The sequence below is a fragment of the Ruminococcus sp. 1001136sp1_2201st1_G3_2201SCRN_220225 genome (assembly GCF_040924365.1).
Classification (GTDB): Bacteria; Bacillota; Clostridia; order Lachnospirales; family Lachnospiraceae; genus Blautia_A; species Blautia_A faecis.
On the sequence record NZ_JBCOME010000039.1, the window covers coordinates 13,858 to 26,329 of the forward strand.

Genomic DNA, 12,472 nt, shown 5'->3' on the forward strand with positions numbered 1-12,472 from the left:
TTCCTCGCCTTCATGCAGGTGGTTCTCTAACTGTTCTTCTATCATGTCATCCTCCTGTATTTGCCAACCATTTCGCATATCCAACAGTGTTCTGTGGATGGTTTCTGACTGGTGTAATTCTTTTGAAGCACGTCCGTTTATTATAACATACTTCCCTTAAATATGCACTATTTCTGATGATTGTATTAAAAAATATGCCTTAGAGCCTGTTTGAAAAATCATTCCCGCAATCTGCACGCCCCACTTTGCGGTATATTTTGTCTGAATTCGGTTGCCGTAGCCCGCTACGGCGCCCTCATCCGGACAAAATCTCCCACAAATTGTAACGCACATCTTGCGGAAAGCCTTTTTCAAACATGCTCTAAGGTCGTTGTTGTAAGCAGTAGCTTAAAATCCGCTTCGTGACCTGCAGCTTATATTTCCGTAAAGGAACATCTCTGTTTGATCTGGGAGGTCTGGATGTCAAATATGATGGTGCCATCTTCCAGAACCGTCTTCTCATAGGTTACTTCTTTTCCCTTAAATTTATTCTTCACATATTCCTCAGGATCTTCAATTTCCACCTCGTCCACAAATACATCCCTCATCTGGTTCCTTGGACATTTATTGAAAATTTCCCAGATTACTTCATACTCTTTCATATTCTCACCTGCTCTTTTTTGTAAAACTATCTGCTCCTTTGTCATCTCCCGCATTTGCGTTACTGTTTATCCGGCTGACTGCAGATGTTTTTCACAATAAAGCTAATCCTTTTTCCATAAATTAATTTCATTATAGATATTTTGTACTTTTTTGTCAAAAATAATTGAACTTCTTCAGAGAATGTCGTATCATAGAAATACTAAAATCGAAACGACATGAAGCGAAAAGGAGATATAGCCATGCAGCTTTTAAAAGAACGTATTCTTAAAGATGGCGTTGTGAAACCAGGCAATATATTAAAGGTAGACAGTTTCCTGAACCACCAGATGGACATTGACCTGATCAATGAGATTGGTAAGGAGTTTAAGGCGCGTTTCTCAGACTGCCCCATCACCAAAATCCTCACTATTGAAGCTTCCGGTATTGGCATTGCCTGTATTGCAGCACAGTATTTTCATGTTCCTGTAGTATTTGCCAAGAAATCCCAGAGTGTAAACCTGGACGGCGAGATGTACTGCACCAAGATTGAATCCTTTACCCATAAGAAAGTTTATGATGTTATTATTTCCAAAAAGTTCCTTGGTCCGGAGGATCACGTACTTCTTATTGATGATTTCCTTGCAAATGGCTGTGCTCTTCTCGGACTGATCGATATTGTAAAGAAATCCGGAGCTACTCTCGAAGGTGCCGGAATCGTAATCGAGAAGGGCTTCCAGCACGGCGGACAGCAGATCCGCGATATGGGTGTCCGTCTGGAATCTCTGGCTATCATTGATTCCATGACAGATGATTCCCTGACCTTCCGCGATTAATTTTTAGGAGCAAAAATACCAGTAATCATCAAACGATTACTGGTATTTTTATTTTACTTACGTATTTTTTATTTTACTTACGTATTTTCATTTTACTTCCGTTTTATGCTTTTCCACTACTCTGCAGCTTGCTATTACTCTCCTGGTTTTCTCCATCCTTTACAGCCGGAACTTCTTCCGTGCTCACTTCAGGCTCATCCTTTGGGGTTACCTGGCTCTTTTTCCCAGATTCACCACCTTCCGGTGTAAGACTCGCCTCCGGCGTCACTGTCACTTCCGGTGTCGGACTTATTTCCTCTGGTACAGGCGTAGGAGAGGCTTCCGGCGCGATCATTTCTGCCTGATAGAATCCATTATCCACAAGAATCTGATAATTATCCTTATCAATCAGCTTTCCATCACAAGTAACCGTTCCAATAATCTTCACACCATTATCATACTGGGAATAATTATTGATATCAACGTCATCCCCATTCAGGTAGGTTTCCACCAGCTTCGTCAGGCCTTCTGCCAGATCACGGCGATCCAGCATGACTGTAAAACCGATTTTTTCTTCTGCCACACTTTTAACAGCATCTGCATCTGCATTTACACCTGTGATCAGAGGCCAGTTCTCATCACCAGGCTGGAGCTGCTCTTTTTCCAGAAACTCCAGAGCCGCCAGCGCAAAATCATCAGAAGCAGTGCAGATAATATCCGGAGTTTTCTCCAGAGAATAAAATTCGTCTATCTCAGATTTCAGCTGCTTCTTCGCAGTATCTGTATTCTGATCCATAATGCTGGTTTCATCAAAAGTCACACGGCCGGAACGGCAGATCAGTGTACCATCGTCAATATACTCCTGCAGCACCTCCATTATTCCGTTAAACAGGAATAACGAATCGTCATCATCCGGAGAGCCCATAAGAAACTCTATGGTACGAACGCCTCTGTCTTCCCGGACTTTATCCAGTTCTTCTTTCTCTACAATATTTTTGGCAATCTCTTTTCCAATTGCACGCATATTAAAAGTGACAAAATATTTCACGTTGGGCGTATCCATGATCAGATTGTCATAGTCAATCACCGGAATCGAGAGCTCGGAAGCCTCTTCCAGTACATCTGTAAGACCATATGGATCAACAGGTGAAATTACCAGTGCTTTCAGTTTCTCATCCTGAAGAAGCTCCCGGATCTGTTCTGCCTGGGTGTCAGAATCGTCCCCGGCAAAATACATAGCAGCTTCATAACCGGCCTCTTCCAGACGTGATTTCAGTTCTGTACGCTCCAGACTGCTGTTGATATCCTCTCCCTCTTCCGGAAGCAGCACCCCCACCTTATCAAGGTCTTCCTCCGGTTCTTCCGTTGTCTCACTTTCTTCTGAATTTTCGTCCTTTTTATCACTGTCCTGTTTATCGGACTTTTTATTCGTATCCTTTTTGCTGTCAGCGTCCTTCGTGTCTCCAGTGCCCTCATTTTCGTCCTCAACGCTCTCTTTTACAGCCTCGGCGGCTTCATTTTTACCGCAGCCTGTGAGAAAAGCACTGCACACCAGAAGTCCGGTAAGAAGTCCTGCAATTTGCTTTTTCATAAAAATCCCTTTCTATGTAACTTAATATCATTCTAGTACATCGTTTTCGAAAAATATTCTTACTTATATTCTTTCAGGATTCCCTTCAGATAATCACGGTAAGCCTGAACTGACTTCTTAGGCTTCATAAGGATTACATCTTTCCCCATGCCTGTAAGCCATCCGTAAAACTCAGAGGTCTCATCCACCTGCACTGCAGCAACGAAAGTATCCTCTTCTTTCTCCTTGTACTGGGCATAATTTCCAAGTGCTGCCATAATTTCTTTCTTTTTCTTATTTCTGCAAAGAAGCTTCACCGGTTTATCCTCCTCAGAATCTGACGGTGGAAGCAGCCAGGAATTTTTCGCTTTTTTGTGAGGCTCGCTGGAAAATGCACTGCCTTCAGTCTCTGCTCCAGCACTGTTTTTTGCAGAGTCTTCCGGATTTCCACTCTCCTTTTCTGTAGTGGATGTATTTACGCTCTCTGAGTCAGCTTCTCCGGCAACATAATATCCGGTATACTTTCCTCTTTTAAACTTAATGTCCATGCCAAAGCTTCTCAGCACTTCCATATCGTCATAAATACTTTTTCGCTCAGCACTGACTCCGTTTTCCTGAAGTCTTCCAATAATTTCCTGCATAGTGCACGGATGTGTTTCACTGGTCTCTCTCAGTATTTTTTCAAGATAAAGGATTTTCCCTTTTTGATTGATTCCTTTTGCCATATCGTTCCCCTTATTTTTATCTGTACATATCCAGAGCGTGTTTGAAAAAGGCTTTCTGCAAGGCAGGAATAATTTTTCAAACAGGCTATGGAGCTTGTTTGTATCAGTTCTCTTTTACAAAACGATGATATACGTAATCATTTGCTGCCTTCTCTTCTGTATCATCCAGTGGCGCAAGCCGGACTTCTTTTCCATATTTCTGCTCAAGAGCATGTGCGATCAGCCAGTCTGCCAGCTGCGGGTTCTTGGGAAGAAGCGGACCGTGAAGGTAAGTTCCGATCACATTCTTGTAAACCACACCCTCATAGCCTGTTTTTCCATCATTTCCAGATCCATAGAGTACTTTTCCCAGAGGCTTGCAGTTATTAATACAGGTTCTTCCTCCATGGTTCTCAAATCCAACCACAGGCATATCAAAAAGGTCGCTTTTCAGCACAATATTGCTGATCAGACGTCCCTCTCCCTGTTCGGTGTAAAGATCTACCAGGTCAAGCCCTGTAATGGTTCCCTGATCTGTCTTATAATATTTTCCAAGAAGCTGGTAACCACCGCAGATAGCGATAACTACGCCTCCATCTTCCACATATTTCTTAAAATCCGGCTGAATTTCCTTCAGTTTCTCACAAACCAGCATCTGCTCCCTGTCGGAACCACCGCCCAGTAGCACAATATCCAGTCTGGAAAAATCAATCTTGTCACCCAGTTCAAAAGCAATGGTCTCTGCCTCAATTCCACGCCACTGGCAGCGTCTCATAAGGCACTGGATATTTCCTCTGTCTCCATACAGGTTCAGGAGATCAGGATATAAATGTCCGATTGTCAGTTTCATTCCTTTTCTCCCTCCATTTTCTTAAGAATATTATGAGTGCTGAATAATGCAGTGTAGTTTACCAGAACGTAGAGATTGCCTACGCCGTCTTCAATTCTTTTTCGGATCGCTGTTTCCACATTTTCCTCAAGCATAACCGGAATGTCCACATATTTCATCCGGAGGCGCATATCCTGGCAGCGGATACCGCTGACTGTAATGGAATGAATGCTTGCATCGCCCAGAAGGTCAAAATCCACATCCCAGAGCCAGGAAATATCTGTTCCATCCTGTGCATTGTCGTTGATGGTGATAATAATATCTTTCTGTGTTTTATCCTGCATAACTGCGGAAATATTCTGGTTAAAACCGGCAGGATTCTTTGCAAGGTTCAGCATAACACCAGTGCCTTTAATACGGAACTGTTCCATACGACCATTTTCCGGATTAAATTTCTGAAGCATATTCTGGAAATGCTCTCCGGAAAATCCAGCTGTACGCAGCCCGGCATAAGCAGCCAGAATATTATATACATTATAAAAGCCTTTGTAATTGGCTGTAAGGTGCTTATCCTCCACCTGAAAGGACAGTTGGTCACCAACCTTTACATCATGGGCATCATATTTGATTTCCGGTCTTGCAAAGCCACAGGATGGGCACTTGTAATCCCCCAGCTGACTATAGTGGTAAAAACTGTATTCCAGCCTGGCACCACACTTTTTACAAAAACGTCCTTCCCGTATCTCGTTTGCCGCACTCTTCTGGACAGGCTTACTGATTCCGTATGTGATATACGGATTGCCGCTGTCCATAGCAAGATACGCCGAAAGCGCATCATCCGCATTTACGATTACCTGCATTTTCGGTACTGTGCGGATCATCTCTTCCAGAATGTTCATGGTAATATCAATTTCACCGTAGCGGTCCAGCTGGTCGCGGAACAAATTAGTCAGAAGCATGTAGTCCGGCTTCAGGCCTGGAAATACATGGCGGGTAGAAGCCTCGTCTACCTCAATGCAGGCGTAATCTGCATCCAGCCTGCCTGTAGGTCCGGCAGCCAGCACAAAAGCTGCTACAACGCCGTTTAACATGTTAGAACCGGTGTGATTGCAGACTACTTTCTGCCCTTCATTTTCAAGGGCTGCGCAGAGCATGTTGTTGGTGGTTGTCTTACCGTTGGTTCCACAGGTTACAAATATTTTCTTCCGCACCTGAGAAGAAAGATCTTCCAGGATATCAGGATTGATCTTTAATGCGATCTTGCCCGCCCAGGTCACTCCCTGGCGTCCCATTTTCCTGCAGATAAAGCCTGCAGATTTCGCTGCAAAAACAGCAGCCATTGTTCTGATTTTCATGTGTATTTAATCCTTTTTCACTACTATTCACAGGGTAAAGCTCAAAAAGCAATTATGAATGAGCCAATGAATGGCAGTCCTTTTCAAGTATTATTTTCGTATGTTATATAATTAGACAGTGCAGCTTAATTCAAGTTATCTGTGATCAGTACATCTGTACAGACACCTTGCGCCCCATTCGCCAGATATCTTCTGGCTTCCTCTTTGTCATTTATGGTATAAATATATACCAAAATGTCCCGTTCGTCAAAAATTTTCTGCACTTCTTCGGACCAGTAGTCACGATAAATGGTTACAGCCATGATTTTATTGGTTTGACAGAATTCTGCAATATCGTTCAATTCTTCTGTGGTATATTCCTGCCACAGAGAATAGATATATGCAGGAAATTTATACAAAAGTGCTGTTCCAGGATACATGGCTGAATTGTATATTTCCGGGATGATCTGTTTAAGCGTATGCTCGATGCCAGCTTTTATAGAGATTTCCCTGTACTGTGCATAATCCTCAAGAGTACGCTGGTAATTGCGGACAGAATATTGTTTGGAATCTATCATTACAAATGCATCCGGATATTCGTCCAGCAGTTTCAGAAGGTCTTCAAAGGTCATAGGGGTGTATTTCCCATATATAGGCGTATTTAAAAATTCTTCTGAGGATAGAACTTTTCGTTCTTCTCCTTCCCATTGTCCAAGAGACTCTTTCCAGTTATGGCGGCACACCCATACTCCATCACTGGTCTGCGTCAGATCCACCTCAAACAGGCGGCAGCCTTTATCATAATAATTGATAAAGCTTTCTCTGGAATTTAAGTATGTGAGACCGTCAATCCCACCCAGAGCATGCGTTATAATATTGTAATTTTCCCAGTCAAATTCCGGTGTATTCACTGGAATTTCTTTTTTCGCTTCGTACCGGACGGAGCCTGTCAAAAGCCAGGCTAACAAACAAATTTCTATTAATAAAAGTAACTTTCTCACATTGGTATCCCTAAATTAAGAAAAAAGAGATATCTACGAAACGTAAATATCTCTTTTCTTATGATCAGTAATTCTGTTTCGGATTAAACCAGCTCGATGAGCACTTCCATAGCGCCATCACCTTTACGCTGTCCAATCTTAACGATTCTGGTGTATCCACCGTTACGGTTAGCGTATTTTGGTGCGATTTCCTCGAACATCTTCTTAACCATATCTACATCTTTGGTGTTTTTCTTCTTGCCAGCGCCCTTAGCCGGAACTTCTTTAACCGGGTAGAACACTTTCATCATCTGACGACGAGCGTGAAGTCTGGATGGAGCATCTTTTGTGATCTGCTTCTCAACTTCATCGTAAACAGTTTTCTTCTTACCGTCTACAACTTCTTTCACTCTCTTGCCTTCAGCGTCTTTTCTTGCAACTTTAGCTGTTACAGTAACAGTCTCAAAGTTGTCTTTCTCGCGAACAGCCATAGCTACAAGGCCTTCAGCGATCTTACGGATCTCTTTAGCTTTAGCTTCTGTTGTAACAATTTTTCCATTGTATAACAGATTTGTAACCTGGTTTCTTAACAGAGCTTTTCTCTGGTCAGCTGTTCTGCTTAATTTTCTATATTTTGCCATTTAATTTTCCTCCATCTGTGGGACAGCAGTCCACGCTTGTTCGGTCTTACTGGGCTGCTGCTTAGCAAATCCCCACTGTAATAATCTTACGCGATACCTTTATGGTTATCTTACTCTTCTGTTGGCTGAAGCTGTAAGCCCAGCTCTTTCAACTTGGCAAGTACTTCCTCTAAAGACTTACGTCCAAGGTTACGTACTTTCATCATGTCGTCAGAAGTCTTATTGCAAAGCTCCTCAACAGTATTGATGCCTGCTCTCTTCAGACAGTTGTAAGAACGAACTGAAAGCTCAAGCTCATCAATGCTCATTTCAAGAACTTTCTCTTTCTCATTGTCTTCTTTCTCGATCATAACCTCAGCGGTCTTTGCATTCTCGGAAAGGTCAATGAAAAGGCTTAAATGCTCGCTTAATACCTTTGCTGCAAGGCTTACTGCCTCATCAGGATCCAGCGTGCCGTTTGTGTATACATCAAGTGTCAGTTTATCAAAGTCTGTAACCTGACCCACACGTGTATTCTGCACAACCATATTGACTCTCTCAACCGGGCTGTAGATTGCATCAACTGCAATTACACCGATTGGCATGTCATCTGATTTGCCCTTATCCGCACTCACATATCCGCGGCCTTTTGTAATGGTAAGTTCCATTGCAAGTCTGCAATCCTTACCACCGTTTAAGGTAGCGATTACCTGATCCGGATTCATGATCTCGATATCCTGATCTGCCTGAATATCAGCAGCTGTCACAACACCTTTGCCCTCACACTCAATGTATGCGGTCTTCGGCTCATTGTCAGCACTGTTATTCTTAATTGCAAGACTCTTAAGATTCATGATGATCTCTGTCACGTCTTCTTTTACTCCAGGGATGGAGCTGAATTCATGAAGAACACCATCGATCTTAACCTGACTTACTGCAGCTCCCGGCAGGGAGGACAGCATAATTCTTCTAAGAGAATTGCCAAGTGTAGTACCGTAACCTCTTTCAAGAGGTTCTACAACGAATCTTCCAAATTTTTTATCTTCAGATATCTCGGTAATTTCGATTTTTGGTTTATTAAAATCAAACACTATAAATTTCCCTCCTTCTGGGTTGTATGCAATTGAGGGTATTATCAGGGCTCATTATTTGGAGTACAACTCGACGATAAGCATCTCGTTTACAGGAACGTCAATTTCTTCTCTTGTAGGAAGCTCTTTTACAACGCCCTTAAGATTCTCCTGGTCAGCCTCAAGCCAGTTCGGAACAAGTCTTCCGCCTGTTACCTCAAGGATTCCTTTGTATCTCTCAGAACCTTTGCATTTCTCTTTGATCTCGATGCTGTCGCCAGCTTTTACGAGATAAGAAGGAATGTTAACGCATTTTCCGTTTACAAGAACGTGCTTGTGGTCAACGATCTGACGAGCTTCTTTTCTTGTTCTTGCAAATCCCATACGGAAAAGAACATTGTCAAGTCTTGTCTCAAGCATGATCATCAGGTTCTCACCAGTCTGACCTTTCATTCTGTCGGCTTTCTTGTAGTAGTTACGGAAAGGTTTCTCCAGAACGCCATAAATGAATTTTGCTTTCTGTTTTTCTTTTAACTGAAGACCGTACTCAGATACTTTACGGTTTGCACGTTTTAACTGTCTTGTGGATTTTTTATCAATTCCTAAATAAATTGGATCCATTCCAAGGGATCTACATCTTTTCAGGACCGGTGTTCTATCTACTGCCATCTTGGCTTACCTCCTAATTCAATTAGACTCTTCTACGTTTTGGTGGACGGCATCCGTTGTGCGGAACCGGAGTTACGTCACGGATACTTGTTACTTCAAGACCGCATGCCTGAAGGGCACGGATAGCAGCCTCACGACCTGATCCTGGTCCTTTAACCATTACGTCTACTGTTTTTAATCCATGAATTAAAGCAGCCTTTGTTGCAGTCTCAGCTGCCATCTGTGCTGCATAAGGAGTAGATTTCCTTGAACCTCTAAATCCCAGACCGCCGGCACTTGCCCATGAAAGAGCGTTTCCTTCGTTGTCAGTCAGAGTAACAATTGTGTTGTTAAAAGAAGACTGGATATGTGCCTGTCCGTGTTCAACGTTTTTCTTGACACGACGTTTTGTTGTCGTTTTTTTAGTTGTTTTTGCCATTTTAAAACTAACCTACGCTTTCCTTAATCAATCAAAATTTATAGTTAGGATACTGAATTATTTCTTCTTATTTGCTACTGTTCTCTTCGGACCCTTGCGTGTTCTAGCATTGGTCTTGGTCTTCTGACCACGAACCGGAAGTCCTTTACGATGACGGATTCCTCTGTAGCATCCGATTTCCTGCAGTCTCTTAATGTTCAGGGCGATTTCTCTACGAAGATCACCTTCTACCATCATTGTCTCATCAATGACAGCCTGAAGTCTCTTAACTTCATCATCAGTCAGGTCTCTGACACGTGTGTCAGGATTTACATTTGCCTGAGCAAGGATTTTGTCTGCACTTGGTCTTCCGATACCATAAATATAGGTAAGACCGATTTCGATTCTTTTCTCTCTTGGTAAGTCTACACCAGCTATACGAGCCATGTACTGTTTCCTCCATTTTCTTTACTGAAAGTTCTGCGTCTTCGTACATCACTTGTATCAGATACAAGGTGAAATGGGATGCATCCATACGCACTCTTTCTTAATTCTTAGTTCCTAATTGGGGTGCCTCGGTATAACACCCAGCTGCTTTTGGCGATTCGCAGCCTTTCCGAAATTTGCGGCCAACGGGCCAACGTTGCCTCCGGTATTAGGCAATACATGCTTAGTTCATTATATGTCAGATGATACAACCCATCCGGGTGTTTCACCTACAGCCGCATTCACAAACAATGGATCAATCAACCCTGACGCTGTTTGTGCTTTGGATTCTCACAGATAATTCTGATAGAACCTTTTCTCTTAATGACCTTGCATTTCTCGCAGATCGGTTTTACAGATGATCTTACTTTCACTGGAAATCCTCCTTCCGTAAAATATAGCATTAAAATCTGCAGTTTAGGGCGCAGTTATACACACGTACAAGCGCGTCCGCATTGTATTGTAGCATTATGGTCTACAAAATGCAAGCAGTTTTTTAAATTTTTTTTACATTTTTCTAATTTTTTTAGTTTCCTGAAGTTTGAAACATTTTTTCTGTGTTCAGTTTCTTCTATAATAGAAGAAACTCCTGTACCATAGAAGCATTTTCTCAGGCACAGGAGTTTTATATTCATTAATCCGAATTTGCTATTAACGAATCTGAATTACTTATCTCGCCAGATGATTCTTCCCTTGGAAAGATCATATGGGGAAAGCTCCATTGTTACTTTGTCTCCTGGAAGAATACGAATAAAGTTCATGCGCAGCTTGCCGCTGATATGAGCAAGTACAACATGTTTGTTTTCAAGTTCCACTTTAAACATTGCGTTTGGCAGCTTCTCTAAAACAGTGCCTTCTACTTCAAGTACATCTACTTTTGACATTTTATACCTCCTGTATCGCCTTAATGATAATGATTAATACTCTGTGAGTGTCAGAATCTCCGGTTCGCCATCTGTAATCAGTATGGTGTTCTCATAATGTGCGGAAAGGGAACCATCCATGGTCACCACTGTCCATTCGTCATCCAGCCAGCATACATCTGCTCTGCCCATATTGATCATGGGCTCTATGGCAAGTGTCATGCCTGGAAGTAATTTCACTCCCCTGCGTTTCTGAGGGAAGTTGGGAATCTGCGGATCTTCGTGAAGATGAGTACCAATCCCATGTCCCACAAGATCTCGTACAATACCATAACGGTATTTCGCCGCATACGCTCCGATTGCCTTGGAAATATCATTGAGATGATTTCCTGCTTTCGCGAATTTTATTCCTTCAAAGAAGCACTGCCTGGTTACATCCATAAGCTGCTTGGCTTCTTTGGAAACTTCTCCGACTGCATAAGTACGGGCCGCATCAGAATGATATCCTTTATAGATCAGTCCTGCATCAATCTTTACCAGATCACCATCCTGGATAATTTTGTCCTCCGAAGGAATTCCGTGGACCACTTCATCATTCAGGCTGATGCAGAAGGAGCCAGGAAAGCCTCCATAATTCAGAAAATTGGGAATGCATCCCATGGAACGGATCATATCTTCGCCGATACGGTCGATTTCCTTGGTACTCATTCCTGGTTTAATATAAGGGATCAGCCCGTCATGGACTTTTTCCAGAAGATGTCCGGATTCCCTCATAAGTTCAATTTCTTGTGCTGTTTTTATTGAAACTGACATTACTTCTTATCCTCTATTCTATTCGCCAAGGATCTTCACAATATCACCAAATACCTCATCCAGGTTCTTGGTGCCATCTACAGTTTTCAGTACGCCCTGACCAGTATAGTAGTCGATAAGCGGCTGAGTCTGCTCATGATATACATTCAGACGCTTCTGTACAGTCTCCGGCTTGTCATCGTCACGAAGCACAAGATCCTCACCGCATGTATCGCAAACCCCCTCTGTCTTCGGAGCTGCAAATACAACGTGGTAGGTTGCACCACATTTTACGCATGCGCGTCTTCCACCCATACGGTTCACGATATTCTCATCCGGAACATCAACATCAATAGCATAATCAATCTTGCTTCCCAGCTTGCTTAAAGCATCGGTAAGGCATTCAGCCTGTGGGATTGTTCTTGGAAAACCGTCCAGAACATAGCCGTTCTTGGCATCCGGCTGCTGGATTCTGTCCACAACAAGGTCGCAGGTAAGTTCATCCGGTACAAGCAGTCCCTGGTCCATATAAGTTTTTGCTTTTTTCCCAAGTTCTGTGCCATTTTTGATATTGGCACGGAAAATATCGCCTGTAGAGATATGGGGAATACCATATTTCTCAGCAATTTTCTTAGCCTGGGTTCCTTTTCCTGCACCTGGTGCACCTAACATGATAATTCTCATAAAAAGCCCTCCATTTTCTCATACTACGAATTAAGGCTGTG

The 12,472-nt window shown here is 42.6% G+C and carries 18 protein-coding genes; 2 read left to right on the forward strand and 16 right to left on the reverse strand.

Going from position 1 to position 12,472, the window contains the following annotated elements; all coding sequences use genetic code 11:
* Window positions 1–156: 156 nt before the first annotated feature.
* Window positions 157–321: a DUF6783 domain-containing protein gene (locus AB5642_RS12880; RefSeq protein WP_308768419.1), complete on the reverse strand. Its 165-nt coding sequence runs from the start codon at window positions 319–321 to the stop codon at window positions 157–159.
* Between AB5642_RS12880 and AB5642_RS12885 the strand changes: the two genes are divergently transcribed.
* The gene (locus AB5642_RS12885; RefSeq protein ID WP_319017159.1) at window positions 262–405 is read left to right on the forward strand and encodes a DUF6783 domain-containing protein; all 144 of its coding nucleotides are present in this window, start codon (window positions 262–264) and stop codon (window positions 403–405) included. The two genes, AB5642_RS12880 and AB5642_RS12885, sit on opposite strands and share 60 nt — an antisense overlap.
* 8 nt (window positions 406–413) lie before the next feature.
* Here the strand turns inward: AB5642_RS12885 and AB5642_RS12890 are convergent, their stop codons facing one another.
* The gene (locus AB5642_RS12890) at window positions 414–641 is read right to left on the reverse strand and encodes a hypothetical protein (protein ID WP_118581326.1); all 228 of its coding nucleotides are present in this window, start codon (window positions 639–641) and stop codon (window positions 414–416) included.
* Window positions 642–881: 240 nt separating this feature from the next.
* On the opposite strand from AB5642_RS12890, the gene AB5642_RS12895 reads away from it, so the two are divergent.
* Window positions 882–1,454 carry a xanthine phosphoribosyltransferase gene (locus AB5642_RS12895; RefSeq protein WP_148461635.1) on the forward strand — a complete coding sequence of 191 codons (573 nt, stop codon included), beginning with the start codon at window positions 882–884 and terminating at the stop codon, window positions 1,452–1,454.
* A 103-nt stretch (window positions 1,455–1,557) separates the two neighbouring features.
* Here AB5642_RS12895 and AB5642_RS12900 read toward each other — a convergent pair whose 3' ends face one another.
* From AB5642_RS12900 to AB5642_RS12965, 14 genes are all read right to left on the reverse strand, one after another.
* Entirely contained in the window at window positions 1,558–3,024 is a 1,467-nt protein-coding gene (locus AB5642_RS12900) for a sugar-binding protein (protein ID WP_173718242.1), read from the reverse strand.
* A 59-nt stretch (window positions 3,025–3,083) separates the two neighbouring features.
* Window positions 3,084–3,728 (reverse strand): WYL domain-containing protein, encoded by a 645-nt coding sequence (locus AB5642_RS12905; protein WP_173718241.1) that lies wholly within the window; start codon window positions 3,726–3,728, stop codon window positions 3,084–3,086.
* Window positions 3,729–3,831: 103 nt separating this feature from the next.
* On the reverse strand, window positions 3,832–4,557 hold the full coding sequence (locus AB5642_RS12910) for a type 1 glutamine amidotransferase (protein WP_173718240.1): 726 nt from the start codon (window positions 4,555–4,557) through the stop codon (window positions 3,832–3,834).
* Window positions 4,554–5,891, reverse strand: a complete 1,338-nt coding sequence (locus AB5642_RS12915; protein ID WP_118581169.1) for a Mur ligase family protein — start codon at window positions 5,889–5,891, stop codon at window positions 4,554–4,556. Before AB5642_RS12915 ends, AB5642_RS12910 begins: the two co-directional genes overlap by 4 nt.
* 125 nt (window positions 5,892–6,016) lie before the next feature.
* Complete coding sequence (locus AB5642_RS12920; RefSeq protein WP_173718239.1) at window positions 6,017–6,871, reverse strand: phosphatidylinositol-specific phospholipase C/glycerophosphodiester phosphodiesterase family protein; 855 nt, start codon at window positions 6,869–6,871, stop codon at window positions 6,017–6,019.
* 83 nt (window positions 6,872–6,954) lie between these two features.
* Complete coding sequence (locus AB5642_RS12925; protein WP_118581175.1) at window positions 6,955–7,491, reverse strand: bL17 family ribosomal protein; 537 nt, start codon at window positions 7,489–7,491, stop codon at window positions 6,955–6,957.
* 110 nt (window positions 7,492–7,601) lie between these two features.
* Window positions 7,602–8,561 carry a DNA-directed RNA polymerase subunit alpha gene (locus tag AB5642_RS12930; RefSeq protein ID WP_118581178.1) on the reverse strand — a complete coding sequence of 320 codons (960 nt, stop codon included), beginning with the start codon at window positions 8,559–8,561 and terminating at the stop codon, window positions 7,602–7,604.
* 54 nt (window positions 8,562–8,615) lie between these two features.
* Entirely contained in the window at window positions 8,616–9,209 is a 594-nt protein-coding gene (gene rpsD / locus AB5642_RS12935; RefSeq protein ID WP_118581181.1) for a 30S ribosomal protein S4, read from the reverse strand.
* Window positions 9,210–9,231: 22 nt separating this feature from the next.
* Entirely contained in the window at window positions 9,232–9,627 is a 396-nt protein-coding gene (gene rpsK / locus AB5642_RS12940) for a 30S ribosomal protein S11 (protein ID WP_148461639.1), read from the reverse strand.
* A 57-nt stretch (window positions 9,628–9,684) separates the two neighbouring features.
* Window positions 9,685–10,053 carry a 30S ribosomal protein S13 gene (gene rpsM / locus AB5642_RS12945; RefSeq protein WP_117852568.1) on the reverse strand — a complete coding sequence of 123 codons (369 nt, stop codon included), beginning with the start codon at window positions 10,051–10,053 and terminating at the stop codon, window positions 9,685–9,687.
* Between the two features lie 299 nt (window positions 10,054–10,352).
* A complete protein-coding gene (gene rpmJ, locus AB5642_RS12950) occupies window positions 10,353–10,466 on the reverse strand; it encodes a 50S ribosomal protein L36 (RefSeq protein WP_003022746.1) in 114 nt (37 codons plus the stop codon).
* A gap of 291 nt (window positions 10,467–10,757) precedes the next feature.
* A complete protein-coding gene (gene infA, locus AB5642_RS12955) occupies window positions 10,758–10,976 on the reverse strand; it encodes a translation initiation factor IF-1 (RefSeq protein ID WP_117852566.1) in 219 nt (72 codons plus the stop codon).
* Window positions 10,977–11,009: 33 nt separating this feature from the next.
* The gene (gene map, locus AB5642_RS12960) at window positions 11,010–11,768 is read right to left on the reverse strand and encodes a type I methionyl aminopeptidase (protein ID WP_118581184.1); all 759 of its coding nucleotides are present in this window, start codon (window positions 11,766–11,768) and stop codon (window positions 11,010–11,012) included.
* A gap of 18 nt (window positions 11,769–11,786) precedes the next feature.
* Window positions 11,787–12,431, reverse strand: coding sequence for an adenylate kinase (locus AB5642_RS12965; RefSeq protein WP_118581187.1), 645 nt, complete (start codon window positions 12,429–12,431; stop codon window positions 11,787–11,789).
* Window positions 12,432–12,472: the final 41 nt, after the last annotated feature.